Source organism: Methylophilus sp. (assembly GCF_052437885.1).
Taxonomy (GTDB): Bacteria; Pseudomonadota; Gammaproteobacteria; order Burkholderiales; family Methylophilaceae; genus Methylophilus.
Genome location: NZ_JBQVPB010000001.1, coordinates 48,969 through 75,694, shown reverse-complemented (window position 1 = coordinate 75,694; position 26,726 = coordinate 48,969). Strand labels below are relative to the sequence as shown.

The 26,726-nt window shown below is 53.3% G+C and carries 24 protein-coding genes; 9 read left to right on the top strand and 15 right to left on the bottom strand.

All coding sequences use genetic code 11. The annotated features are described in order from the left end of the window. Window positions 1-5: 5 nt before the first annotated feature. Together lptB and ACT6RZ_RS00345 are read left to right on the top strand one after the other, a co-directional pair. The gene (gene lptB, locus ACT6RZ_RS00350; protein WP_379057219.1) at window positions 6-752 is read left to right on the top strand and encodes an LPS export ABC transporter ATP-binding protein; all 747 of its coding nucleotides are present in this window, start codon (window positions 6-8) and stop codon (window positions 750-752) included. Between the two features lie 6 nt (window positions 753-758). Further along, entirely contained in the window at window positions 759-2,312 is a 1,554-nt protein-coding gene (locus ACT6RZ_RS00345; protein ID WP_444700204.1) for an RNA polymerase factor sigma-54, read from the top strand. Between the two features lie 68 nt (window positions 2,313-2,380). Here ACT6RZ_RS00345 and tyrS read toward each other — a convergent pair whose 3' ends face one another. Beyond that, window positions 2,381-3,607, bottom strand: a complete 1,227-nt coding sequence (tyrS, locus tag ACT6RZ_RS00340) for a tyrosine--tRNA ligase (protein ID WP_444700203.1) — start codon at window positions 3,605-3,607, stop codon at window positions 2,381-2,383. Window positions 3,608-3,738: 131 nt separating this feature from the next. Between tyrS and ACT6RZ_RS00335 the strand changes: the two genes are divergently transcribed. Further along, on the top strand, window positions 3,739-4,863 hold the full coding sequence (locus tag ACT6RZ_RS00335; RefSeq protein ID WP_444700202.1) for an anhydro-N-acetylmuramic acid kinase: 1,125 nt from the start codon (window positions 3,739-3,741) through the stop codon (window positions 4,861-4,863). A 184-nt stretch (window positions 4,864-5,047) separates the two neighbouring features. Next, the gene (gene gltA / locus ACT6RZ_RS00330; protein WP_444700201.1) at window positions 5,048-6,337 is read left to right on the top strand and encodes a citrate synthase; all 1,290 of its coding nucleotides are present in this window, start codon (window positions 5,048-5,050) and stop codon (window positions 6,335-6,337) included. Between the two features lie 94 nt (window positions 6,338-6,431). On the opposite strand, the gene erpA is transcribed toward gltA, so the two are convergent. The 6 genes from erpA to rplM all read right to left on the bottom strand — a co-directional run bounded on the left by erpA (window position 6,432) and on the right by rplM (window position 9,676). Beyond that, window positions 6,432-6,794, bottom strand: a complete 363-nt coding sequence (gene erpA / locus ACT6RZ_RS00325) for an iron-sulfur cluster insertion protein ErpA (RefSeq protein ID WP_444700200.1) — start codon at window positions 6,792-6,794, stop codon at window positions 6,432-6,434. A 52-nt stretch (window positions 6,795-6,846) separates the two neighbouring features. Then, window positions 6,847-7,242 carry a bactofilin family protein gene (locus ACT6RZ_RS00320; protein WP_444700199.1) on the bottom strand — a complete coding sequence of 132 codons (396 nt, stop codon included), beginning with the start codon at window positions 7,240-7,242 and terminating at the stop codon, window positions 6,847-6,849. 58 nt (window positions 7,243-7,300) lie between these two features. Further along, a complete protein-coding gene (locus tag ACT6RZ_RS00315; protein ID WP_379058944.1) occupies window positions 7,301-7,663 on the bottom strand; it encodes a hypothetical protein in 363 nt (120 codons plus the stop codon). Continuing rightward, complete coding sequence (gene argC, locus ACT6RZ_RS00310; protein WP_444700198.1) at window positions 7,663-8,709, bottom strand: N-acetyl-gamma-glutamyl-phosphate reductase; 1,047 nt, start codon at window positions 8,707-8,709, stop codon at window positions 7,663-7,665. The genes ACT6RZ_RS00315 and argC overlap by 1 nt, the downstream gene beginning before the upstream one ends. Before the next feature lie 123 nt (window positions 8,710-8,832). Then, complete coding sequence (gene rpsI, locus ACT6RZ_RS00305; RefSeq protein WP_379034087.1) at window positions 8,833-9,225, bottom strand: 30S ribosomal protein S9; 393 nt, start codon at window positions 9,223-9,225, stop codon at window positions 8,833-8,835. A gap of 22 nt (window positions 9,226-9,247) precedes the next feature. After that, complete coding sequence (rplM, locus tag ACT6RZ_RS00300) at window positions 9,248-9,676, bottom strand: 50S ribosomal protein L13 (RefSeq protein WP_055828872.1); 429 nt, start codon at window positions 9,674-9,676, stop codon at window positions 9,248-9,250. A 394-nt stretch (window positions 9,677-10,070) separates the two neighbouring features. Here rplM and ACT6RZ_RS00295 point away from each other — a divergent pair, with 394 nt between their 5' ends. Next, on the top strand, window positions 10,071-11,612 hold the full coding sequence (locus tag ACT6RZ_RS00295) for a hypothetical protein (RefSeq protein WP_444700197.1): 1,542 nt from the start codon (window positions 10,071-10,073) through the stop codon (window positions 11,610-11,612). Here ACT6RZ_RS00295 and ubiA read toward each other — a convergent pair. From ubiA to thiS, 6 genes are all read right to left on the bottom strand, one after another. Further along, on the bottom strand, window positions 11,604-12,467 hold the full coding sequence (gene ubiA / locus ACT6RZ_RS00290; protein WP_444700196.1) for a 4-hydroxybenzoate octaprenyltransferase: 864 nt from the start codon (window positions 12,465-12,467) through the stop codon (window positions 11,604-11,606). The genes ACT6RZ_RS00295 and ubiA overlap by 9 nt on opposite strands. A gap of 19 nt (window positions 12,468-12,486) precedes the next feature. Beyond that, window positions 12,487-13,044 carry a chorismate--pyruvate lyase family protein gene (locus ACT6RZ_RS00285; protein WP_444700195.1) on the bottom strand — a complete coding sequence of 186 codons (558 nt, stop codon included), beginning with the start codon at window positions 13,042-13,044 and terminating at the stop codon, window positions 12,487-12,489. Between the two features lie 5 nt (window positions 13,045-13,049). Then, window positions 13,050-14,276: a murein transglycosylase A gene (gene mltA, locus ACT6RZ_RS00280; RefSeq protein ID WP_444700480.1), complete on the bottom strand. Its 1,227-nt coding sequence runs from the start codon at window positions 14,274-14,276 to the stop codon at window positions 13,050-13,052. Between the two features lie 93 nt (window positions 14,277-14,369). Continuing rightward, window positions 14,370-14,753: a Co2+/Mg2+ efflux protein ApaG gene (gene apaG / locus ACT6RZ_RS00275; protein WP_444700194.1), complete on the bottom strand. Its 384-nt coding sequence runs from the start codon at window positions 14,751-14,753 to the stop codon at window positions 14,370-14,372. 2 nt (window positions 14,754-14,755) lie between these two features. After that, window positions 14,756-15,538: a thiazole synthase gene (locus tag ACT6RZ_RS00270; RefSeq protein WP_444700193.1), complete on the bottom strand. Its 783-nt coding sequence runs from the start codon at window positions 15,536-15,538 to the stop codon at window positions 14,756-14,758. A 63-nt stretch (window positions 15,539-15,601) separates the two neighbouring features. Continuing rightward, window positions 15,602-15,805, bottom strand: coding sequence for a sulfur carrier protein ThiS (thiS, locus tag ACT6RZ_RS00265; protein ID WP_444700192.1), 204 nt, complete (start codon window positions 15,803-15,805; stop codon window positions 15,602-15,604). Between the two features lie 314 nt (window positions 15,806-16,119). Here thiS and ACT6RZ_RS00260 point away from each other — a divergent pair, with 314 nt between their 5' ends. Next, window positions 16,120-16,311, top strand: a complete 192-nt coding sequence (locus ACT6RZ_RS00260; RefSeq protein ID WP_444700191.1) for a hypothetical protein — start codon at window positions 16,120-16,122, stop codon at window positions 16,309-16,311. Window positions 16,312-16,539: 228 nt separating this feature from the next. On the opposite strand, the gene gndA is transcribed toward ACT6RZ_RS00260, so the two are convergent. After that, window positions 16,540-18,054, bottom strand: coding sequence for an NADP-dependent phosphogluconate dehydrogenase (gene gndA / locus ACT6RZ_RS00255; RefSeq protein WP_444700190.1), 1,515 nt, complete (start codon window positions 18,052-18,054; stop codon window positions 16,540-16,542). Window positions 18,055-18,203: 149 nt separating this feature from the next. After that, window positions 18,204-18,944 carry a dienelactone hydrolase family protein gene (locus ACT6RZ_RS00250; RefSeq protein ID WP_444700189.1) on the bottom strand — a complete coding sequence of 247 codons (741 nt, stop codon included), beginning with the start codon at window positions 18,942-18,944 and terminating at the stop codon, window positions 18,204-18,206. Window positions 18,945-19,109: 165 nt separating this feature from the next. Between ACT6RZ_RS00250 and ACT6RZ_RS00245 the strand changes: the two genes are divergently transcribed. The 3 genes from ACT6RZ_RS00245 to ACT6RZ_RS00235 all read left to right on the top strand — a co-directional run bounded on the left by ACT6RZ_RS00245 (window position 19,110) and on the right by ACT6RZ_RS00235 (window position 26,690). Next, window positions 19,110-20,126 carry a trypsin-like peptidase domain-containing protein gene (locus tag ACT6RZ_RS00245; protein WP_444700188.1) on the top strand — a complete coding sequence of 339 codons (1,017 nt, stop codon included), beginning with the start codon at window positions 19,110-19,112 and terminating at the stop codon, window positions 20,124-20,126. Window positions 20,127-20,226: 100 nt separating this feature from the next. Further along, window positions 20,227-21,507 (top strand): glutamate-1-semialdehyde 2,1-aminomutase, encoded by a 1,281-nt coding sequence (gene hemL / locus ACT6RZ_RS00240; RefSeq protein ID WP_444700187.1) that lies wholly within the window; start codon window positions 20,227-20,229, stop codon window positions 21,505-21,507. 512 nt (window positions 21,508-22,019) lie between these two features. Then, window positions 22,020-26,690, top strand: a complete 4,671-nt coding sequence (locus ACT6RZ_RS00235) for a glutamate synthase-related protein (RefSeq protein ID WP_444700479.1) — start codon at window positions 22,020-22,022, stop codon at window positions 26,688-26,690. Window positions 26,691-26,726 lie beyond the last annotated feature (36 nt).

Genomic DNA, 26,726 nt, shown 5'->3' with positions numbered 1-26,726 from the left:
GCAATATGCAAACAACTGCTTCACCAGACAATAGCCATTTAAGCGTCAGCCATTTAAAAAAAGCTTACCAGGGTCGCACCGTCGTCAGGAACACGACGCTGGAATTACATAGCGGCGAAGTCATAGGCTTACTGGGCCCGAACGGGGCAGGCAAAACCACCAGCTTTTACATGATCGTCGGCCTGGTCGCCCTCGACGACGGGCATATCACCCTTAATGGCACCGATGTCAGCCACGCCCCCATGCATGAACGGGCACGCATGGGCCTGGCCTACCTGCCGCAGGAAGCCTCTATTTTCCGCAAGATGACGGTGACAGATAACATCCTGTCTATCCTGGAAACACGTCCTTACACCGCTGAAGAGCGCGAAGCCAAACTGGAGTCGTTGCTGGACCAGTTGCATATCCAGCATATACGCAACAGCCAGGCGGTCAGCTTGTCCGGCGGGGAACGTCGCCGGGTCGAGATCGCCCGCTGCCTGGCTACCGACCCGAAATTCATTTTGCTGGATGAACCGTTTGCCGGCATAGACCCGATCGCGGTGATAGAGATTCAGAAAATCATCCGTTATCTGAGCAGCCAGAATATCGGCATTTTGATCACAGACCACAACGTGCGTGAAACACTGGATATCTGTGACCGCGCCTATATCGTGAACGAAGGCGCAGTGTTTGCGGCCGGCACGCCCGATGAGATCATTCAGAATGAAGGTGTGCGTGAAGTCTATCTGGGCAAAAATTTTAGGCTGTAAGTCTTTATGAAGCAAAACCTGCAATTACGCATGTCGCAAAACCTGGCACTGACGCCGCAGTTGCAGCAGTCTATCCGTCTGTTGCAGCTGTCGACGCTTGAGCTGAGCCAGGAGCTGGAAGCCATCTTGCAGGAAAACCCTTTGCTCGAGATGGCCGATAATAATGAAGAAGGCGAGTTTGAAGACAATACGCCCGACGCCCCGTTAGCAGCGCAGGCTGAAGTCGAAGATGCCAGTTCCTTTGACGTCGCCATGCAGCAGCAAGACATTCCCTCGCCTGCCGACACCTTGCGCGAAGAGTTACGCGATGACCTCAGCGGCAATGAAGGCGAACTGCCCAACCTGAATGAAGAGTTCACGCCGCCTGAGTTTGAAGACGATTACGGCGAGTTTGGCAGCACCAGCAACTGGGATGAGGCAGGCCGTAACAACAGCGATGATGAAGACGGTGATTTTTCGCGCCAGGATGCCAGCAGCATCAGCCTGCGTGACCACCTGATAGACCAGATACAGCTGGCCCACCTGTCGCACCGCGACATGAGCCTGGTCAAGCTGCTGCTGGACAGCATCAATGACGACGGCTACCTTGAGCAGGACTTGCAGGAAGTGGTAGACAACCTGCCGCTGGAACTTGAAGTCGACCTGCTGGAACTGGAAACGGCGCTCAAGCTGATCCAGAACCTGGACCCTATAGGCATAGGTGCACGTGACCTGCGCGAATGCCTGTTGCTGCAACTGCATGCCCTGCCGGCCAGCACGCCCTTCCTGAAAGTGGCGATCGCCCTGGTGAAAGATCATCTGGCGCTGCTCGCCAACAAAGACTTTATCAAGCTGCGCAAACAGCTAAGTTGCGATGAAGCCTCACTTAAAGGCGCGCAACAACTGATACGCCAGCAGAACCCGCGGCCGGGCAGCGAGTTCTCCAACTTTAGCCATGACCATTTTATCCAGCACGATGTGGTGGTGAAAAAGATCAAAGGTATCTGGGTCGCGACCCTGAACGATGGTGTGATCCCGAAGCTGCGCATCAACCAGATGTATGCCGACATCCTCAAACGTAACCGCGAAAGCTCGGGCCAATACCTGCAAAGCCAGATGCAGGAAGCCAAATGGATGATCAAGAATATCCAGCAACGCTTCTCGACCATCTTGCGTGTCTCTCAAGCGATCGTAGACCGGCAGCGTAACTTCTTTGAACACGGTGACATTGCCATGCGCCCGCTGGTGTTACGTGAGATCGCCGAAGAGCTGGACCTGCATGAAAGCACGGTTTCTCGCGTCACCACCCATAAGTACATGCTCACTCCCAGAGGGGTTTATGAGCTTAAGTATTTCTTTGGCAGTTCAGTGGCGACCGATGCCGGCGGCTCCTGCTCGGCCACTGCCATACGCGCACTGATCAAGCAAATGGTGGCAGAAGAGAACGAGAAAAAACCACTTTCTGACAACCAGATCACCGATACCCTGGCGCAACAAGGCATAGTGGTGGCACGGCGGACGATAGCCAAATACCGTGAGTCACTGAGCATACCGCCAGCCAACTTGCGTAAATCACTGTGATCATTCAAGTCGCTTAAAAAACAAAAGGCCGCTATGCAAGCGGCCTTTTTCTTGTAGCAAAACCCCGATTATTGAATCGTTATCCTGGCGAATTTACGCTTACCCACCTGGGCAACCACCACGCTTTTTGCCAGCTGCAGATTCTTATCTTCTACCTTGATACTATCCAGCTTGACGCCACCTTGCTGGATGGCACGTATGGCTTCACTGGTGCTTTCAACCAGACCAGCCTGTTTCAGTAACTGGCTGATGCCTATGCTGTCACCTGCTATGGTGACTGCGACTTCCGGCACTTCATCCGGGATACCGCCTTTGGCACGCGTCTGGAAGTCCTGCAAGGCTTTTTCTGCAGCAGGCTGGCCGTGGAAACGGGCAACGATCTCCTGGGCGAAACCTACTTTGATATTACGCGGGTTTTCGCCGTTGGCGATGGCTGCTTTCCATGCGGCTATGGTTTCCAGTGAAGCAAAAGACAGCAAATCGATATAGCGCCACATCAGTTCATCCGAGATAGACATGATCTTGGCAAAAATGCTTTCCGGCGCTTCGCTGATACCGATATAGTTGCCCAGCGATTTGGACATTTTATTAACGCCGTCCAGGCCTTCCAGCAATGGCATCATCAACACACATTGTTGCGACTGGCCAGCCTGTTTTTGCAGCTCGCGGCCCATCAGCAGATTAAATTTCTGGTCGGTGCCGCCCAACTCCATGTCTGATCGCAAAGCCACCGAATCGTAACCCTGCAACAGCGGATACAGGAACTCGTGTATGGCGATAGGCTGGTTGCCTTTGAATCGCTTGGAGAAATCATCGCGCTCCAGCATGCGCGCGACCGTGTGGCTGGCCGCCAGCTTGATCATGCCTGCCGCCCCCAGCTCGCTCAACCAGCTGGAGTTGAACACGATCTCGGTTTTGGCCGGGTCCAGTATTTTAAACACTTGCTCGGCATAGGTGTCGGCATTGATCTTGACCTGCTCTACCGTCAGAGGCGGACGGGTGGTACTTTTGCCGGTCGGGTCGCCTATCATGCCGGTGAAGTCACCGATCAGGAACAATATCTGGTGGCCCAGATCTTGCAGCTGACGCAACTTGTTGATGAGTACGGTATGCCCAAGATGCAGATCCGGCGCGGTCGGGTCAAAGCCAGCCTTGATGCGCAGGGGCTTACCGGTTTTGAGTTTCTCAATCAGTTCGTGCTCTATCAGCAGCTCATCGGCACCGCGCTTGATAATAGCGAGGGCCTTGGTAATTTCAGGGCTGATCGCTTCAGAAGTGGGTTTTGCGTCTGTCATAAATACAATTCTGTCATGCTGTAGCGCCTGTTTGGCATGCCATAGCAGTCGTTAAATTTAAAGCGGCTATTTTAACGTAATCTGCTGCTTTACTGTAGGCATATCCCTGCGCAGTGTTACCATGTGGGCCTATGATTTCTCACTCTACATCGGCTAAGCGTTATTTTATTGGCATCATGTCAGGCACTAGTCTGGATGGTGTCGATGCGGCGCTGGTCGCACACACGGGCGATGCGTTTCAACAGATAGACCAGGCATTTGTGCCGTATCCGGCGCCGGTCAAACAAATATTGCTGGCACTCCATGAACCGGCGAATAATGAGCTGCATGTGGCCGCCATGATGGCCAATACATTGGCAGCGCTTTATGCAGATGCTGTGCAAAAACTCTTGGCGCAAAGCGGATTACCCGCAGCTGAAATCACGGCGATAGGCTGTCATGGACAAACCATACGCCATTGCCCTGACTTGCCTGACGCACAGGCATACACCTTGCAGATCGGTAACCATGCACGATTGGCAGAACTGACAAAGATAGCTGTGGTTGGTGATTTCCGTAGCCGCGATATTGCGGCAGGCGGCCAGGGTGCGCCCTTGGTTCCGGCGTTTCACCAGGCGGTATTTGCCAGTGCATCCAGAAATCGCGCCATTATCAATATCGGCGGCATCGCCAATATCTCCTGGCTACCGGCCACTGGCCAGGTGACCGGCTTTGATTCCGGCCCCGGCAATATGCTGCTGGATCAATGGACACAACAGCATACCGGCCAGGCTTACGATGCCAACGGTGACTGGTCTGCCGGCGGCCAGGTGAATGATGCCTTGCTGCAAGCCATGCTGGCTGAACCTTACCTGGCACTCGCTGCGCCCAAAAGTACCGGACGTGACCTGTTCAATCAGCAATGGCTAGCCAGACATTTACAGACCAAAACTGACCGCCCGCAGAATATTGCCCGCAGCTTAGTGGAGCTGACAGCAGTCAGCATCGCCGACGCCATCACTCGCTTTTGCCCCAATACCGATGAAGTCTATGTCTGCGGCGGTGGCGCGCACAATCGCTTGTTAATGAGCCGTTTATCAGCGCTACTGGGTTGTGCTATTGAGCCCAGCGACACACTGGGCGTGGATGCAGACTGGGTAGAGGCGGTTGCCTTTGCCTGGCTGGCACAACGCTGTATCGATGGTTTGAGCGGCAACCTGCCGGCGGTCACAGGCGCACATGGGCCGCGTGTCCTCGGTGCGATCTACCCCGCGTAACAGCATTTTTAACAACTTATTTTTCACCCATGCAGTGCCCATGCACCATGCCCAGGTTTTAAACTGGTGCATGTTTTTGTGGCATTTTCTGTGTTTTCAATGACTATCTCCCGGCAAGTGCGCTTTTTAAGAGTTGATTGCGTATAATTTAGCCTTAACCCCGTCTACCTATTTTGAGCATGTCATGGCAACCAAAGCGACCATTTCTTTTGACAACGACACCCCGGCGATCGAACTCCCTATCCTGAAAGGTTCCTTAGGCACCGATGTGATAGACATCCGCAGCCTGGGCAAACATGGGATTTTTACTTATGACCCAGGGTTTATGTCTACAGCCGCCTGCGATTCAGGCATTACGTTTATCGATGGCGAAGAAGGTCTGTTGTACTACCGCGGCTATCCTATTGAAACACTGGCTGAAAACTGTGATTTCCTGGAAGTCTCTCATTTATTGCTGCATGGTGAGTTGCCTGATGCCACCCAGAGTGCAGATTTTGGGCGTGCCATCCGCAAAAACAGCATGCTACACGACCAGATGAGCAATGTGTTCCGCGGCTTCAGGCGCGACGCACACCCTATGGCGGTCATGATCGCCGTCGTAGGCGCAATGGCGGCGTTTTACCCGGATAACAATGATGTGACCAACCCTGAATCCCGCAAACGCGCAGCGATGCGCCTGCTGGCCAAGGTGCCGACCATTGCTGCCTGGAGCTATAAATACAATATGGGCCAGCCGTTCATGTATCCGAAGAACGATCTGGGCTACGCTGAAAATTTCATGCACATGATGTTTGCCACACCCTGTGAAGAATACGTGCCTAACCCTATCCTGGCGCGCGCATTTGAGCGGATTCTGATCCTGCATGCAGATCATGAGCAAAATGCCTCAACATCTACCGTGCGCTTGGTGGGTTCCAGCGGTGCCAACCCATTTGCCTGTATCGCGGCCGGTATCGCCTCGCTGTGGGGCCCTTCGCACGGCGGCGCTAACGAAGCCACGCTGAACATGCTGGAAGAGATGGGTGACATCAGCCGCATAGGCGAATTCATCAATCGCGCCAAAGACAAGACCGACAGCTTCCGCCTGATGGGTTTTGGCCACCGTATCTACCGCAATATGGACCCGCGTGCCTCTATCATGCGCAAGACCTGCCACGAAGTATTGAATGAACTGGGCCTGCAGGATGACCCCATGTTTAAACTGGCGATGGAACTGGAGAAGATCGCTTTGGAAGACGAGTACTTCGTCTCCCGCAAGCTCTACCCTAACGTCGATTTTTACAGTGGCATCGTCATGCGTGCCATGGGCATACCCAACTCCATGTTCACCGCTATTTTTGCGCTGGCGCGTACCGCAGGCTGGATCTCGCAATGGTGCGAGATGAATGCAGACCCGGAACAGAAGATAGGCCGCCCGCGCCAACTTTATGTCGGCGAAACGCGCCGGGAGTTTGTGCCACTGCATCAACGCTGATTTCAGAGTGGCCTAAAAACAAACCGCCGGTATTCCCGGCGGTGATCAAAATAAAAAAGCCGGGCAATGCCCGGCTTTTTCATATCAACTCAGCTTACACCGAGAACGAACTGCCGCAACCGCAGGTGGTGGTGGCATTCGGGTTACGGATAACAAACTGCGACCCTTGCAGGCTATCGGTATAATCGATTTCCGCACCGGCCAGGTACTGCAGGCTCATAGGATCTATCAGCAAGGTGACGCCATCTTTATCCACTTGCGTATCATCTTCATTCACCTCTTCTTCAAAGGTAAATCCGTACTGGAAACCTGAACATCCACCGCCGCTGACAAACACGCGCAGTTTCAGGTCTGGCGAGCCTTCTTCATCAATCAGTTCTTTTACCTTTTTAGCGGCATTATCGGTAAATACCAAGGGGATAGGCATTTCAATATCAATCATAGCTTCTGCGGTCATCATAGACTCCTGTCAAACTTTCAAAACCAATATGGCGGCGAAATCCTGGATTTCAAGTCAGTTCGGGAACAGTCACTTCAGGTGGCTGTTCGCCGATATAGATCAACTTGCCTTCTATCACCGCGCCAGTATGCATTTCCAGTGATTTGTAATATAAATCACCGACAATTCTTGCCTTGCTTTGCAACTCAATAAACACCGAGGCCTTCACCGGCCCGCGTATCAATCCATTCAGGACAACTTTAGAGGCCTCGACCGCGCCAGTGATGGCACCGTTCTCACTGATGATCAAAGTGCTGGGATGCTCACGTTTTTCAATCACATTGCCTGCGATCTGGCCATCCACCCGCAAACCACCGGCAAATTGCATATTGCCATGTATCTGGGTCTCATGACCGACTAAGGTATCAATATGGCTATCGATATGAACGCTTTTTTTGAAAAACATAGCACTTCCTAACTTTTATTGCTGCTAACGCTTGCACAAGCTCATATCATGCACGCATTTAGCGCTTGGTTATTTTCTTGTAAAACACCAATTCTTCTTTCAGTTTGATGTTTTCATCCTGCTGCGCGGTAAGCGTTTTTGCCAGGTTATTGCTGGTTGCCAGTTCTACTTGCAACTCACGCTGCGATGCGATTAATTTTTTCTGTAATTCAATATTTTCTGAGGTGACCTGACTTAAGCGCTGGCGCACATACTCGCTATTATCATCATGCAGCGCCCAGTACGCCAATGCGAAGCCCAGTAGCAGGTTAATGACGGCCAGCGAACCCTGAAAATACCACGGCCGGTGTGAGCGCACCGCAACTTGCTTGGCCGTTAATCCAAAATGGTTTCTGAGTCTTCTGCGTATGGGTCTTATCATTATGGCAATAATGGCAACACTTGCAAACCGGTATCTGCCGCCAGGCCGAACATGAGGTTCATATTCTGTACCGCTTGGCCTGAAGCGCCCTTGACCAGGTTATCTTGCACCACAACGATTGTGACATAATCGTTTGCCTGTGGATATAAAGCCATCCGCAAAACATTGGAGCCACGTACTGACCGTGTTTCCGGCAGCGCGCCCGCTGGCATCACATCGACAAAATACTCATGCTGGTAACGTTGCTCATACACTTGCTGTAGTGACTGTTTGCTGCCGGCAGCGTTCAGTTTTACATGCAGGGTGGTCAACATACCGCGTATCATCGGGATCAGATGTGGCACAAAGATTAAATTGACCGCGGCATCGCCCGAGAGTTTCTTCAATTGTGCCAGAATCTCGGGGTGATGGCGGTGCCCGGCCACGCCATAGGCTTTGAGGTTGTCACTGGCTTCGGAGAACAAGGTGCTGACTTCGGCTTTTCTGCCCGCGCCGGACACACCGGATTTGGCATCGGCAATGATAGGCACGGCAAAATCTATCCAGCCATTTTCAAGCAATGGTGCCAGCCCCAGCAACACGGTGGTCGGGTAACAGCCCGGGTTACCTATGACTTGTGCCTGCGCCACCTGGTCGCCATACAGTTCTGTCAGGCCATAGACGGCCTGCTGCAGTATATCGGTACAGCTATGCGGCAGTTTGTACCATTTTTCAAATTCCGCCGCGTCTTGCAGGCGGAAATCCGCCGCCAGATCAATGACTTTCACCCCGGCCGCGACCAACGCTGGTGCCTGGCTCATGGCCACACCATGCGGGGTGGCAAAAAATACCACATCACACTGGGTTAAATCGATGGTGGCCGGATCACTGAATGCCAGGTCGACCACGCCACGCAGGCTTGGAAACATGTCGGCCACTGGCAAGCCAGCTTCGCCGCGCGAGGTGATCACCTGCAACTGCACCTGCGGGTGCCTTGCCAGTAACCGCAACAATTCGACACCGGTATACCCGGTACCACCCACAATGCCGACTTTAATTTTTTCCATAGATCTCAACCAGGCTCGCGATTTATGCACAAACTTGTGTTTATGCAGAAAAGGTAAAACAATAAATGAAAAAGGCCGCCAATGCGACCTTTTTGCACAACTCTCTTTGTAACAAACGTGAAATTAACGTTTGGAGAACTGCTTCCGGCGACGCGCTTTGCGCAGGCCGACTTTTTTACGTTCTACTTCACGTGCATCACGGGTAACGAAACCAGCGTGAGACAGGGCGCTCTTCAAAGCGGTATCGTAGTCTATCAGTGCGCGGGTGATACCGTGACGTACTGCACCAGCCTGACCGGATTCACCACCACCATGCACGTTGACCAGAATGTCAAAAGTACCGGTGTTGTTTGTTAATTCCAGCGGTTGACGCAGAATCATGCGAGAAGTCTCGCGTGAGAAATAAACGTCAACTGGCTTATCGTTTACTACGATGTTGCCGCTACCGGACTTCAGGAACACACGTGCCACGGAGCTTTTGCGGCGGCCTGTGCCATAGTTGTATTTACCGATCATGCTTTATCCTAATCGTCTTATATTAGATGGTTAATGTTTGCGGTTGCTGAGCAATGTGCTCATGCTTGTCACCAGCATACACTTTCATTTTCTTGATCATGGCATAGCCCAAAGGACCTTTTGGTAACATGCCTTTAACCGCTTTCTCCAGCGCGCGACCTGGGAAACGGTCCTGCATTTTGGAGAATGTAGTGGTTGTGATACCACCTGGGTAACCGGAGTGACGGTGATACAACTTGCCACCAGCCTTGTTACCAGTTACTTTAATCTTGTCCGCATTGACGACAACGATGTAGTCACCAGTGTCTACGTGAGGTGTGTAAATAGCTTTATGCTTGCCGCGCAGGCGATGGGCAATAGCACTGGCCAGACGACCCAAGACCAAATCTGTGGCGTCGATCACGAACCAATCACGTTGAACTTCATGCGATTTTGCTGAAAATGTTTTCATTTTATAACTACCAAGTTATAGCGTGTAAATTAAGAGGGCGGATTATAAGCCAGCTTGAGAAAGCTTGTCAACGAATTAATCCGAAAAAAGAAATGATCGCAGCCCTTGGAATGCAATCACTATGGCAGGCATTTTACGCCCACAGTTTTTTCTCGTGTCAATTATGCAAATTAAACGAAATAAAACGTGTTTCCTGGCCTATGCCCCTTGATATTTTGGGGTTTTATTCGGCTAAGTGTTATATTAGGCCATTCATTAAGTTTCTATGCAAGCTTGAATTTAAAAAACAATTATTCGTATCATGCTTTTTAGCAACCGCAGGCGCAAACAAGGTGGACGCTTCGCAGCCATTTCCCGGTTGCGACCGATTGCTTTACTGCCGGCTTTTTTTCTTTTGGCTTTGGCACCGGCATTACATGCCGCCGAGTTCAAAGCCCTCAGCATAGAGTCTGCGCCAGGACAGCCATTTCTGGCACAACTAGCGATAGATCACGCACACCCCAACACCGATATCAGCTGCTTCAGCCTGCAACAAGCGATGGCGACTGAGCCTATCCAGCTTGAATACACGACTTTAGGCAGCCAGCAAGGCGTACTGATGCTGTGGTCGAATACTGCGATTGCAGGCCCGCTGACATTGACGCTGACTGACCGTTGCCTGCGTCACAGCCAGACATTCACCATACAGGCGGATAACACGGTGACTACCCCGGCGCCGACAGTCACTCAACAGGCTACACCTGAAATCACCGCCCAGGCCGCGCCACTGGCTACGCCTGCGCCAGCCCAGCCAGCCATGCCGGCTGAATCAGACACTGCCAGCGAGGCCATTCCGGCAGACGCCTATAATGCCTTGCAGCAACAGATAGACACCCTGCAAACAGACTTTAAGCAATTGCAGAGAAAATCAGACGTCCTTTACGCCAGCAATCTGGCCCAGGCCAGCATTTTAACCACCCTGAAGCAGCAACTGACCCAGCTGCAAAACGAAAACCATTTATTACGCACCCTGGTGCTGACCTTGAGCCTGGCACTGATCATCACCGGTTATTTCTTTGCCGACTGGCTAAGACGACATGCGGCAGTGCCTAAAGCCACCAAAGTCCGCGACAAGGCAAAAACACAGGCCAGCCATACGCAAACCGGCCATAGCCAGCCAGTGCACACCCAGCCTGCGTCAGCAGCAGGAGTGGCTGCCAGCCATCAGCCGCCAGTCACGCAATCACCTTACCAGGCCGCGCCTGGCAGGCTGCAGGCAGTGCCCTTGCATGCCAATGACGATGTGGTCTCCCCGGCCAGCGCCCCGCAAAGAATCAGCTCACAGCAAACCACCAATGCAGTCATGCAGGATGCCTCGCGCCTGTTTACGCACGGCCGCATCAATCAGGCGATAGAGCATTTGCAGCAACATCTGGCCAGGCACCCGAAATCTTCGCCGTGGATGTGGCTGTATTTACTCGATCTGTTATCCAAAGAAGGCAAGCAGCAGGAGTTTGATATTGCCGCCGGCGATTGCAAGAAACATTTCAACCTCAGCGTCGAGCGTAATCCTGACTTTAAACAGCAGGGCATAGAGTCTTACCCGCGCATCATGAAAGCTTTGCAACAGACCTGGGGTACGCCACAGGTGATCGCGCTGATCGATGACCTGGTTTACAACACGCGACTGGTGCCGCGCATGGGTTTTGAGCGCAGTATCTTTGAAGAGTTGATGATGCTGAAAGAGATCGCTTGTCAGACACAGAACCTGCCAGCCTCGCCACCGGCAGCGCAGCCCGCAGCTGACGCAGACAGCATGCAGGATAATCTGCGCGAGCTGCAACAATTGTCAGGCGATATTTATGTGCTGGCGCCGGTAGACCAGACACCTTTCCAGTACTGGACCGATTTCACCTTTGAACTGGATGAGCCTTCGACCGTGCGTAAGTCAGCTTAACCAGAAAGCCAACGCCAGACCGACCGTTAAAGCCGCGCCTATCCAGACATTCTCCAGAAACGCTTTAAAGCATAGCCCGGGGTGTCGCGTGCGTATCAGCTGATATTGACGCAGTATCAACAGCACTGCCAGCCCCCAGCCTGACCAGAACGGCCATCCCAAACCAAGCGCAACCCCAAGCCTGGCCATGATGGCGAGCATGATGACAAAACAGGCCATGATAGCCAGCACATCCCAGCGCCCAAAAGTGATCGCTGAAGAGCGGATACCGACCTTGAGGTCATCAGCCCTGTCAACCATGGCATAGGCGGTGTCATAGGCGACCGACCAGCTCACATTCGCCAGCAACAGCCACCACGCCAGCGCAGGCACCTGCCCTTGCAAAGCGACGAATGTCATGGGGATACCAAAGCCAAACGCCACCCCCAGATACGCTTGCGGGATCGCTAAAAAGCGCTTGGTATAAGGGTAGCTGACGGCAAGGAACAAGGCCGGCACCGACCAGGCGACCACCTGCCAGCCCAGTGTGCACACCAGCATAAAGGCAAGCAGGGCCAGGCCCATGGCCACCAGATAGGCCTCTTTCACCGATATCTCGCCGGTTGCCAGCGGGCGCAAGCGCGTACGCGCCACCGCGCCATCCCAATGGCGGTCGGCAATATCATTCAGTGCGCATCCGGCCGAGCGCATCAGCACAGTACCCAGCACAAACACCAGCATTACATGCAGGTCTGGCTTGCCTAGCCCGGCAATCAGCAGGCCCCACAAGGTAGGCCACATCAGCAGCCAGATGCCTATAGGCTTATCCAGCCTGGTCAGGCGATAGTATGCATTCCATTTTGCCAGTGACAACATGGTGTTTATTCAGTCACAGTCATACAGAATCTGCCTGCGTGGCAGAGCCAGGTAAAAACACTTCTGTCACCAGCAGGTGATGGCGTTGCAGGCAGAATAATGAGCGCCGCGCCCACAACGGCTGGCGCGGCAACAATGGCAGATGTTTTGACACTGTTTTATATAAGGGATGCGCAGGGGAAAGTTTGCGGAAATGCAGCACACCGCGCTCTACAGTGGGGTTGGCAAACAAGGCTGCACCCAGGGGCAAGCGGCCCATCTTGCGCAGGCCATACCATGCGCCGCGAAGATCCTTGCGCGCGATCACGCTGTGCGCGAATACACGCGGCTGGCCATCGCCCATCAGCCACACTTCACGCACCCAGGCCTGGGTGCCCATGGCTAATTGCAGCAGCTGCCTTTCGTCTACATGCGGCTTACACCAGGCTTCACGCACCAGCTGCACAGAAAAGTCAGCATAGTGGCGCTTCAGGCGTGCGGTGAGTGAGCCACGCTCTTGCAGCCAGGGGCGCAAGGCATGCTTGGCAGTCGGTGTAGTCTGCCAACCAGCGTCATCGCAATAGTGCACACGCTGCATGGCAGTCACTGCTGCGGAAGTTTGAAAGTTTTAGGCAGCCATACCCACAGCTGCCCTTGCTGACGCATGGCCCCGGCCAGCTTGCCGGCAGGCTCACCCTCTCCCCAGTAGATATCCGCGCGCACGCCACCCTTGATGGCGCCGCCGGTGTCTTGTGCCAGCATCAGTTGCTGCAAAGGCGTTTCGGAGTTGGGGTAGGGTTGCGTGGTCGCCATGAACACAGGCGCCCCAAGCGGGATGTAAAACGGATCGACGGCGATACTGCGCGCGGCAGTTAACGGCACGCCGAGCGCACCCAACGGGCCGGACAAGCCGGTTGGCAATAATTTAAAAAACACATAACTTGGGTTGGCATTGAGCAAGCCTTGCAACTGCTCGGGATGTTGCTGACCCCAGGTTTTGATGCCCTGCATGGAAGCTTCACTGGCAGTCAGCTCGCCTCTTTCGACCAGCACTTTACCGATAGACTGGTAGGGATGGCCATTCTGGTCAGCATAACCGACCGGCACGCGCTCGCCATTCTCCAGTTCAACGATACCTGAGCCCTGCACCTGCAGGAAAAAGGCTTCTACTGCGTCATTCACCCACAGCAGCTCATTACCCAGCAATGGCGACTGCAACTGCTCGATCTCGCTACGTGTGTAATAAGGCACCAGTGTCTGCCCCTGCACTCGTCCGCGCACACGCTTGTATTTAAGGTCAGGAAAAAGGTTAGACAGGTTGACCGTGATCAGGTCGCCAGGTACCTTATACAGCGGCACAGGGTAGCGCTCGCTGGCGGCCCTGGCACCTTTCAATACCGGCTGGTAATAGCCGGTGATCAGGCCTTGTGCTGCACCATCCACCTGCTGCGTGGTGTAGACATTGAAAAACTGCTGCCAGTATGCCTGGATGGCGCTGGCGTCGTCGGCCTTTACTGTTTGTGCCGTGGCACACACCGCTTGCCAGTCAGGCTTTTTCTTCAAGCCCTGGCAGCTTTGCAACCATGCGTTCCAGCTGGCAAGCCAGTTTTCATTTTCCAGGCCGGGGATATCGCTCCAGCTGACCGCACTCAACAAAGCATAAGGCTGGCTGGGTGGCTGACGACCAGCTGTATCTGTCTTTTCAGGCGCAACTGTGACGCTGGCCGGCACTTTTGGCGCCGATTTTTTTGGCGGCACCGGCGCAGCAGACTGGCAACCAGCCAGCAACAGCACACAGGCCAGCAACCCTAACTGGCTGAAGCTGAACATCGGTTTGGCCACTGAACCAGCAACCCGCTCTGCAGCAATAAACTTTTTAACTGATTCCACTTGTTAACTAATCCCACTCGGAAATTTTCAGCCTTAATGCAAGCCCGCTGCCTGGTGCAGCCAAAAAGTCGGGATATCCACCTCGAACCAGTGGCCATCGATGGCCACCATTTGATAAGTACCGTACATCTCGCCGCTGGGGGTATTGAACATCACGCTGCTGGTATATTTGTATTCGGCATCCGGCGCCAGCAAAGGCTGCTCACCGATCACGCCCAGGCCTTTGACTTCACGTACCTGTTGCATGGCATCGGTGATCACCCAGTGGCGGCTGATCAATTGCGCCGCCGTGCTGCCGGTGTTGCGGATAGTCACGGTATAAGCATAGACATATTGCCCTGCTTCCGGGGAAGATTGATCCTGAAGATACTCGGTGACTACCGTTACTTCGCATGCATATAAGCCGCTATCCGTCACATTTACCCTATCATGCCTGTCGTCGGTGAACTGGGGCTGGCGGAATAAAGTTTTTTCGCCATCCGCCCCGCTAAAAATGATTCGCGACCAGCCTCAACCGCCTTTTTCATGGCGCTGGCCATCAATACCGGGTCACGCGCTGCCGCAATCGCCGTGTTCATCAACACACCGGCACAGCCTAGTTCCATGGCAATGGCGGCATCTGAAGCACAGCCTACACCGGCATCCACCAGCACAGGAATGTTGGCGCTCTCGATAATGATCTGCAAGTTCCATGGGTTGAGGATACCCATGCCGGAACCTATCAGTGAAGCCAGCGGCATCACTGCCACACAGCCTATGTCTTCCAGCTGCCTGGCGATGATAGGGTCATCGGAGGTATACACCATGACTTCGAATCCTTCTTTCACCAGGGTTTTGGCAGCTGCCAGGGTCTCTGTCACGTTGGGGTATAAAGTATTCGGGTCACCCAGCACTTCCAGTTTGACCAGTTTATGGTCATCTAGCAGTTCGCGCGCCAGGCGCAAGGTGCGTACGGCATCATCTGCACTATAACACCCGGCGGTGTTGGGCAAATAAGTAAATTCAGCCGGCGGCAAATAATCCAGCAGTGAGGGCTCGTTGGCATGCTGGCCGATATTGGTACGCCGGATGGCGACTGTGATGATGTCGGCACCACTGGCATCTATGGCCGCGCGCGTTTCCGCAAAGTCTTTATATTTACCGGTTCCCACCAGCAGGCGGGATTGATAACTGTTACCGGCGATCACCAGTGCATCACTCATGTCATGTATTCTCTAAAATTGATAGGATAGGCAAAGCAGGGCTTTGGTTGCAGTCGGCCGGGCTTAACCGCCGCCGACTGCGCCTACGATTTCCAGCTTGTCATCCCCTTGCAGCTGCACGGCCGGGAACTGGCTGCGGGGCACGATATCACCGTTACGCTCGATCGCAATGCGCTTTCCTGTCAACTGCATATGTTCAACCAGCGCCAGCACCGTCATCGCCTCTGATGGCAGCTGCATGGCATTACCATTCACAAAAATTTGCATCCCACTCTTCATTTCTCATAGTTTCAGCCGTTATTTTACGAAATATTGACGCATTTGGCTTTTAGTTTTTAAGCGCTGTCGCTGTTGTCATCGAATCGCCACGGTCACGCGTTAAAGTATACAAACATGGCATCATGTTTGCTTTGATGTTGTAGCGGCGCAAATACAGCATCAGAATTGGACCAAATTGGGCACTTTACGCTTTAAGCCTTTGCTCGATCAGGAACTTTTTGTTAATTTTGTCGCCACAGACACGACGAACACAATTCGTCATGTTTCACTGGAAATATTGAATCCCAAAAGGAAAAATTGAAATGCAAATAGTAGAGTCTTACCAACCAGCTTCGTCTATCCATATTTTAACTGACGAAATTTACTCCCCAAGCTTGAATACTGCTTCCGCTGCTGAAAGCATCACTTCTACAGCCTCGCTAAAAGCGAAAGAGCATTTAAAAGCAATTACTGAATTGCATCGCTTTCTGGAATCCAGTTGCGATTGCGTTTAACGCTTTAAACCAGTTTGGCCCCTGACCCGCATTGGGTCGACTTTTATAAGCTACACCGCAGGTAAAGCATTTGAATAGTGCATATAGCACTGTTTTCGCTTTTTCTGCAGGCAGGCTTTATAAAACAAAAAAGATGGCAATCAGCCATCTTTTTATTTTTATACCTACACTTTTTACACCTGCTCATAGTGCAGATGCCAGACTGGCACCCGCACTTCAGGCATAGCCTTACTCGATAGGCAATTCCGGTCTACCTTTTTCCGGCCAGTCCAGGTGGAAGAACTGACCACGCGGATGATCCTTGCGCTCATAGGTATGCGCACCGAAAAAGTCACGCTGACCTTGCAACAGGTTAGCAGGCAAGTCGGCACTTCTGTAACCATCGTAATAAGCCAGCGCTGCAGCAAAGCCTTGCGCAGGGATACCATTGGTCACCGCCAGCGCGATCACTTTACGCCAGCCAGCCTGGCCTTCATTCATGGCATTGGTGAAATAAGGGTCCAGCATCAGGTTCTTCAGACGTGAATTCAAGGCGTAGGCATCGGTGATCTTTTGCAGGAAACGCGCACGGATGATACAACCGCCACGCCAGATCTGCGCCAGTTCGCCGAAGTTGAGTTTCCAGTTATACGCCACTTGTGCTTTGTCGATCAGCTGGAAGCCCTGGGCGTAAGCGCAGATCTTGGAGCAATACAGCGCATTCTTGATCGCCTCAATAATGGCTGGCTTGTCGGTTTCCTTGACGATTTCCGGCCCTTTCAGGATACGGCTGGCTTCTACACGCTCTTCTTTCAGGCTGGATAGCGCACGTGCGTACACGGCGGCAGCGATGGCATTGGCCGGGGCACCCAGCTCCAGGGCGTTGGCAGCGGTCCACTGACCAGTGCCTTTCTGGCCTGCAGTATCCAGGATATTGTCGACCAGGAAGCCTTTGCCACCCGGGTCTCTTTGTTGCAGGATATCTGCCGTGATCTCGATCAGGAAGCTGGACAGCTCACCTTTGTTCCACTCGGCGAATACTTTACCGATCTCATCGGCTGGCATGCCTAACAGGTTCTTCATCAGCCAGTAGGCTTCGCAGATCAGCTGCATATCGATGTATTCGATACCGTTATGCACCATTTTCACATAATGGCCGGCACCGTCAGGGCCAATATATTCCGCACAGGAGAATCCGCCTTGCACCGGCTTGCCTGGCTCGCCACCTTCCAGCGGGGTGCCGGTCACCGGGTCTACCTTGGCGGCGATATCACGCCAGATCGGTTCCAGGCTAGACCATGCCTTACGCGTGCCGGATGGCATCAGTGAAGGGCCAAAACGGGCGCCGGTCTCACCACCTGAGACGCCGGAACCAATAAACTCTATGCCTTTGGCAGCCAATTCTTTTTCGCGGCGTATGGTATCTGTCCACAAGGCGTTACCGCCATCAATAATAATATCGCCCTGCTCGAGGAAAGGCAGCAAGGCGTTAATGGTCACATCAGTGGCGCTGCCAGCTTTAACCAGCAATACGATCTTACGGGGGCGCTTGATGCTCAACACGAAAGAAGCCAGGTCAGCGTGACCGACCACACGTTCGTGTGAAGGCTCTTTGGCTTTGCATTCCTCGATGAAATTCAGCATTTTTTTTGGGTCACGGTTATAGACCGCAATGGTGTAGCCGTGATCAGCAATGTTTAACGCCAGGTTTTGGCCCATCACTGCCAATCCTACCAATCCAATATCCGCATTTTTTGTAGTCATAATTATTGTCTCTAAATAAATGGTTAATTTAGTTGAAAAAAAAGCACAGGCTTTTGGCCTATGCTTGGACTAGATGACATATTGAACGTTCAACGATTGTTTTAACTGCAGACCGTTCAACATATTCATACTAAGTTTTCGGTTTCAAATTATTTCAGCGCATTACCGAGCAGATGCAGAGCCAGCTGATAACCGATGCCGGCCACCTGCGCATCGTATCTTTCCCCTTCATCGCGCATAAAGGCATGTTGCCCGTTCACTTCATGCCAGGTGTAATTCAAGCCGGGTATGTTGGCAAAGCGGTTATATAACTCAGCACGCTTATCGCCAGGGATATGAGGGTCCTGTTTGCCCCAGATCATCAGCAATTCACCTTTGATCTCGTTCACACGCTCCATGCTGTGCTGGCCAGGCTGATTAGGAATAAGATTGGTATGTAGATCGGTCGCGTAGAAGCAGGCGGTCGCTTTCACTTCTGGCTGCAAAGCGGCACGGAACGCTAAATGACCACCGATACAGAAACCGGCGGCGCCCAGCTTGCCGCTATACCACGGCTGTGCATTCAGAAACTCTATCATGGCACGGTTATCAGTGTCGTAAGACTGCACGTCTTTGGCAAACTTGTCCGCGTTACCCTTATCGCGGCCGGCATCATCGTAACCGAGCACAGTACCGATAGGGTTCAGTTCATGAAAGACTTCCGGCACTAACACCGCAAAACCATGGCTGGCTAAAAACCGCGCCGCACGTTCTATAGGGCCGGTTTGCTGGAAGATTTCCGAGTAAAACAAAACCGCAGGCACTTTACCATCCTGCTTGGGACGGTGCACATAAATGCGCATTACCCCGGTCGGCGTGTCCAGATCAACGATTTCGCTAGTAATCAGCATAACTATCCTTCAGCAATCAAAAATATCGGCTATTCTAGCGCTGTTTCGCTGCGTTTTCACTGTTATTCATCGCCAGCGGCAGAATTTTTTGCATTTTACTGGTTTAAACGCGCCCAGACATTGCCCACTAAAATGTCACCGGCGTGAACGTCACAAGGAGTCAGCATGCGTACCCTGCTACATGGCTTGATCACACTGTTACTGGTTTTATCTTTGCACCCGGCGCGGGCAGAGCCTGACCGCGAACTGGTCTACCGTTTAAAAGCCTCGGTGGTGAAAGTGCATGTCATCACGCAAAGTGGTGGCCATGGCGTAGGCACTGGCGTGGTGGTGGCCAAAGACATGATAGCGACTAACTGCCACGTATTAGCCAACAGTAATGGCATCAGCATTTCAAAATTCGGCGAAAGTATCAGCCCGGTCGCACTGGTCGCGGACTGGGCGCACGACGCCTGCCTGCTCAAATTCCAGTACCTGGAGCTGACCCCTGTCAAACTCGCCTCGGCAGCTTCACTGCATTATGGTGATGCCGTGTTCAGCATAGGCTTTCCCGGCGGGCCACCCAAGCCACAAACCATCGCTGGCAAAGTGCGTGCGCTTTACCCGTTTGATGGCAGTACTGTGGTACGTTCGGATGCGGCTTTTATCATGGGCTCCAGTGGCAGCCCGACTTTTAACGGGGCCGGCGAGCTGGTCTCGCTCAGCACATTTAAAAGCCCGGGCAAGCATGCCTATTTTTACAGCATCCCGGTCGAGTGGGTGCAGGCCTTGATGCAGCAGGAGAAAACCTCTACGCCTGCGCCCGACGCAACGCCGTTCTGGGACCTGCCATTGCTGGAACGCCCGTTCTTTATGCAGGTAGTGCAACCTTACCAGAACAGTGACTGGCCAGCGCTGGAGGCGATCGCGCGCGGCTGGCTGAACCAGCAGCCAGAATCAGCAGAAGCTTATTTCTACCTGGCCAGCGCCTTGCATGGACAAGGGCAACTGGCGGCGGCACAGCAGGCTTACCAGCGGGCCCTGGCCTTACAGCCCGCCCATATTGATGCCTGGACCGGGCTGGCTATCCTTGCCCAGCAATATAAACAGCCTGCCCTGCTCGCTGACGCCCAGGAGCACATCAGGCAACTGGACCCGCAGGCATACACCGATCTGGAACAGCGCCTGCAGGAAACGCGCTGACACCTGCAAACGAACTGCTCAGCCGCGCCATCGCCCACATGCATGAGCGATCATGCCTCTGTTAGAATAACGTTTTTGATGTATTGACTCTCAAAGGCCTATGACTTCTCGCAATCAGCAACTGTTTGACCTATCCCAAAAACTGATACCCGGGGGTGTCAACTCCCCGGTACGCGCTTTTCGTAGCGTGGGCGGCACACCGATCTTCTTTAAAAAAGGCGTCGGTTCCAGATTATGGGATGCAGATGGCAAGGAATACATAGACTACATCAACTCCTGGGGGCCTATGATCCTGGGTCACGCCCACCCGGAAGTGGTGGCTGCGGTACAGCAAGCTGCCGCTAACAGTCTGAGTTTTGGCGCCCCCACCGGCCTGGAGCTGGAAATGGCCGAGCTCATCAACCGGCTGGTGCCCAGCATGGAACAGGTGCGCCTGGTCAGCAGCGGCACCGAAGCGACCATGAGCGCCATCCGCGTGGCGCGCGGCTACACCAAACGCAACAAGATCATCAAGTTTGAAGGCTGTTATCACGGCCATGCCGATGCCCTGCTGGTAAAAGCCGGCTCAGGGTTGCTGACTTTCGGTGAACCAAGCTCGGCTGGTGTGCCGGCAGAAGTGGCCGCCCACACCCTGACCCTGGATTACAACAACACGCAGATGCTGAAAGACACTTTTGCCAGCATAGGTGATGAGATCGCCTGCGTGATCCTGGAGCCTGTGGTTGGCAATATGAATCTGATCGTGCCGCAGCAGGAGTTTTTGCAGACCATGCGCGAACTGTGTACCCAACATGGCACGGTGCTGATCTTTGATGAAGTGATGACCGGCTTCCGCGTGGCACTGGGTGGTGCACAAGCGCTGTATGGCATCACGCCGGACATGACCACACTGGGTAAAGTGATAGGCGGCGGCTTGCCGGTAGGCGCCTTTGGCGGTCGCAAAGACATCATGAGCGTACTGGCACCACTGGGTGCGGTGTATCAAGCGGGCACCTTGTCCGGCAACCCGGTGGCGGTCAGCGCCGGCCTGACCACATTAAAGCTGGTGCAAGCGCCTGGCTTTTACGAAAAACTCACAGCACAGACCAGCAAGCTGATGGACGGGTTAAAAGCCGCCGCACAAAAAAGTGGCATTGCCTTTAGTGCGCAAAGTGTAGGCGGCATGTTTGGCCTGTATTTCAGCCACAATATCCCGGCTAGCTATGCTGAAATGATGCAGACCGACAAAACCGCTTTCAACAGTTTTTTCCATAGCATGTTAGATAGCGGCATTTACCTGGGCCCTTCTGCCTTTGAAGCGGGCTTTGTTTCGGCTGCCCATACTGATGCAGATATTGCACAGACCGTTGCCGCGGCAGAAAAAGCGTTTGCCGGGTTGTAAATGCATCACAGTTTGCATCACTAAATGTTTTAAATTTACGCCTTTACTTTAAATTTGAATCTATACGGCCCCGCCTGGTTAACCAGGCGGGGCTGATTATTTTACAAGCCCGCTGAATTCCTGTTTAGTAAATATCTTCGACCGTTTTCTTCTGTGAATCTGCATCAGCGAATCGCATAAGCGGCCTGTCACTATCGTTTATAAAATCATGCTTTTCCATTGATCAGTTATTTAATGTCACTTAAACGCGCGCAATCATAACCCTGGTTTAATGGCAGGTAATAAGCAACTGAAAGCCGCTCGGCAACGCCTTCATTTCATGCTGAATGATGTTGGAATTGCACATGATTTTCACACACGACAATCAACAAATGAAAATGATTCTCAATTATGTGGTTAAAAAGTGAGCCTGAGTTATTTAACGCAGGCTAAACGATTGAAATTGCTAAACTTTAACGGTATCATTGAAGGTTCCTCCAAATGTTTTGTAAGTGAAGAATCTGGCAATGGATATGCAGTCCGACAACAACGTGATGAGTGTTTCTCAAGATACCGCAACCGCTCTGGACAACCAGCTCGGTTTAGCCCCGCAATCGCAGGGTTTATACGACAGACGCCACGAAAAAGATAGCTGTGGCGTGGGCTTTGTTGCCCATATTAAAGGCCAGAAGAGCCACGACATTGTTGCCAAAGGCCTGCAACTGCTCGACAACCTGACCCACCGCGGTGCTACCGGTTACGACCCGAAACTGGGTGACGGTGCTGGCTTGCTGATGCAAATGCCAGACACCTTTATGCGTGAAGAAGCCGCAGCCCTGGGTATGACCTTGCCGGCCGCTGGCCAATACGCTGTTGGTCAGGCGTTTCTGCCACAACAGGCAGAAAACCGCGCCAGGTGCGAAGCCATTTTTGCGCAGATCATCGCTGAAGAGAACCAGACCCTGCTGGGCTGGCGCGATGTGCCGGTAGACAACAGCAATATCGCCGATGCTGCCCGTGCGGTTGAGCCGGTGATGCGCCAGGTGTTTATCGCCAGCACCACCGCTGACAGCAATACTTTTGAGCGCAAATGTTTTGTCATCCGCAAACGCATAGAGCATGCTATCCGCATCCTTAACTTGCAGGATAACGCACAGTTTTACATGCCTTCATTCTCCTCGCGCACCATAGTCTACAAAGGCATGCTGCTGGCGAATGAAGTCGGTATTTATTACAAAGACCTGAAAGACGCACGCGTGGTGTCTGCCCTGGCACTGGTACACCAGCGTTTTTCTACCAACACCTTCCCTGCCTGGGATCTGGCGCATCCATTCCGCATGATTGCGCACAACGGTGAGATCAATACCGTACAAGGCAACGTCAACTGGATGACAGCCAGGCACGAGACCATCAAGTCTACCGTGCTCGGTGAAGACCTGGAAAAACTGTGGCCGCTGATCGTTGAAGGCCAGTCTGACTCAGCCTGTTTCGACAACTGTCTGGAATTGCTGGTCGCTGGCGGTTACAGCCTGCCACACGCCATGATGATGCTGATCCCGGAAGCCTGGAACAACAATCCGCTGATGGACGAAGACCGTCGCGCCTTCTACGAATATCACGCCGCCATCATGGAGCCATGGGATGGCCCGGCAGCAGTGGCATTCACTGACGGCAAGATGATAGGTGCCACGCTGGACCGTAACGGTTTGCGTCCTGCACGCTACCTGGTGACCAAAGATGACATCGTCATGATGGCGTCTGAAATGGGCGTGATCACCTTCCCGCAAGAAAAAATCGTCAAGAAATGGCGCTTGCAGCCAGGCAAAATGTTGCTGATAGACATGGAGCAAGGCCGCATCATCGATGACGAAGAAGTGAAAAAAGAACTGGCACAGGCCAAGCCTTACCGCCAGTGGATAGAACAGACGCGTTTCCACCTGTCTGAACTGCCTGCGGCAGGCACGGGTGAAGTCACCTTGCAAGCTGACCTGCTGGATACCCAGCAAGCGTTCGGCTACTCGCAGGAAGACCTGAAATTCGTGTTGCAACCTATGCTGGATAACGGTGAAGAGGGCGCAGGCTCCATGGGTAACGACGCGGCGCTGCCGGTGTTGTCCAACAAGGCCAAGACCCTGTACAACTACTTCAAGCAACTGTTTGCCCAGGTCACCAACCCGCCTATAGACCCTATCCGTGAAGAACTGGTGATGTCGCTGGTCACCTTTATCGGCCCCAAGCCTAACCTGCTCGGTATAGATGAGACCGACCCGCCGCTGCGTCTGGAAAGCAGCCAGCCGGTGATCAGCCTGGATGGCCTGGAAAAACTCAAAAACATCGCCAGCCTGACCCAGGGCCAGTTCAAGTCCATAGTACTGGACCTGACTTATGATGCGACGTTGGGCAAAGCCGGCATGAAACAGGCGCTGGACCTGTTGCATGACCAGGCGGAAAAAGCCGTGCATGACGGTTATAACGTACTGATATTGTCTGACCGCAGTGTTTCTGCCGCACGCGTGGCGATCCCTGCCCTGCTGGCCTGTTCGGCGACGCATGAGTTCCTGGTCAAAGCCGGTTTGCGTACCAGCACTGGTCTGGTGATAGATACCGGCTCAGCGCGTGAAGTGCACCACTTTGCCTTGCTGGCAGGTTACGGCGCCGAAGCGGTCTGCCCATGGCTGGTATACGAAACCATGAAGACCTTGACCAGCGATGTTGAAAAAGCTGGCAAAAACTTTGTGAAAGCGGTTGGCAAAGGCTTGTATAAAGTCATGTCCAAAATGGGCATTTCTACTTACCAGTCATACTGTGGCGCGCAGATCTTTGAAGCGATCGGCCTCAACAGCCAGTTCGTGAATGACTATTTCACCGGCACTGTCAGCCAGATCGAAGGCATAGGCCTGGAGCAGGTGGCTGAAGAAACCATGCGCATGCATGAGCAGGCATTCGGCAACGACCCTACCTTGCTGAACGCGCTGGAAGCAGGCGGTGAATACGCTTTCCGTGTACGCGGTGAAGAACATTTGTGGACACCGCAATCGATCAGCAAATTGCAAAGCGCCACCCGTACCGGCCAGTACGATACCTATAAAGAATATGCCGCCCTGATCAACGACCAGAGCCGTAGACACATGACTTTGCGCGGCCTGTTCGAAATCAAGCCAGCCGCAGCCGCGATCCCGCTGGATCAGGTCGAGCCGGCCAAAGAGATCGTCAAACGCTTTGCATCCGGCGCCATGTCGCTGGGTTCTATCTCTACCGAAGCCCATGCCACGCTGGCAGTTGCCATGAACCGCATTGGCGGCAAGTCCAACACTGGCGAAGGTGGTGAAGACGTTAAACGCTTTATCCCGGTTAAAGTGGATTCCAGCATCGCCAACGTGCTGGGCAGCGAACTGATAGAAGCCGATGTACCGCTCAAAGCGGGTGATTCCCTGCGTTCACGCATTAAACAGGTGGCCTCCGGCCGCTTTGGTGTGACCGCTGAATACCTGAGCAGCGCTGACCAGATCCAGATCAAAATGGCGCAGGGTGCCAAGCCAGGTGAAGGCGGCCAGCTGCCAGGGCATAAAGTTTCGCCATACATCGCGAAACTGCGTTTTTCTGTGCCTGGCGTAGGCTTGATCTCGCCACCACCGCACCATGATATTTATTCGATCGAAGATCTGGCACAACTGATCCATGACCTGAAAAACGCCAATCCAAAAGCGTCTATCTCCGTGAAACTGGTTTCAGAAACTGGTATTGGTACCGTGGCCGCTGGCGTGGCAAAAGCCAAATCTGACCATATCGTTGTTGCCGGCCATGACGGCGGCACCGGCGCTTCGCCGCTGTCTTCTGTCAAACACGCAGGTACACCGTGGGAGCTCGGTCTGGCTGAAACACAGCAAACCCTGGTCCTCAACCAGTTGCGTGGCCGTATCGTATTACAAGTCGACGGCCAGATGAAAACCGGCCGTGACGTGCTGATCGGCGCCTTGCTGGGTGCGGATGAGTTTGGTTTTGCCACCGCACCACTGGTGGTTGAAGGCTGTATCATGATGCGCAAGTGTCATTTGAACACCTGCCCGGTAGGCGTGGCGACACAAGACCCGGAACTGCGCAAGAAATTTACCGGCCAGCCTGAACACGTAGTGAACTACTTCTTCTTTGTGGCAGAAGAGTTACGCGAGCTGATGGCCAGCATAGGTATCGCCAAGGTGGACGACCTGATAGGCCGTGCTGACTTGCTGGATATGAAAGCCGGCATAGAGCACTGGAAGATCAATGGCCTGGATTTCAGCAAGATATTCCATCTGCCAGACATGCCAGCCAGCGTCTCGCGCAAAAACAACGACATTCAGGATCACGGCATTGCCAAAGCCCTGGATAACCAGCTGATAGCGTTGTCGCAAGCAGCGCTGGAAAAAGGTGAAAAAGTCACCCTGAACCTGCCTATCATGAACACCAACCGTACAGCGGGCACCATGCTGTCGCATGAAGTGGCACGCCGTTACGGCAATGATGGCCTGCCTCACGGCACCATACACGTGAATTTCACCGGCACTTCAGGTCAAAGCTTTGCTGCTTTCCTGGCCAAAGGTATCACCTTTGAGCTGACCGGCGAAGGCAACGACTATGTGGGTAAAGGCTTGTGTGGTGGCCGCATCATCATCAAACCGCCAACCACTTTCCGTGGCCTGTCTTATGAGAACATCATCGTCGGTAATACCGTCATGTACGGCGCGACCACCGGCGAGAGTTTCCTCAGTGGCGTGGCGGGTGAGCGTTTCTGCGTACGTAACTCCGGCGCGACAGCCATCGTTGAAGGCGTGGGCAACCATGGTTGTGAATACATGACTGGCGGCACCGTGCTGGTACTGGGTCAAACCGGCCAGAACTTTGCAGCCGGCATGAGTGGCGGCATCGCCTACATTTATGATATCGATGGCCAGTTCGCCAAACGCTGCAACATGAGCATGGTGTCACTGGAAAAAGTCGAAGCGGCCGAAGCCGACGTCGGTAAAGTACAGCACATGGGCCAGCCTGACGAAGTGCTGCTGAAAGGCTTGATCGAGCAGCATGCAGCGCTGACCGGCAGCCCACGCGCCAAAGATATCCTGGCTGACTGGCCTGCTGCACGCGCAAAATTCGTCAAGGTGTTCCCTAACGAATATAAACGCGTACTGACCGAAATGGCTGCAGCCTCTGCCAAACAAGCCGCTTAATCGTTTTTGTTCATTGAATACCCCGCGCACGCGCGG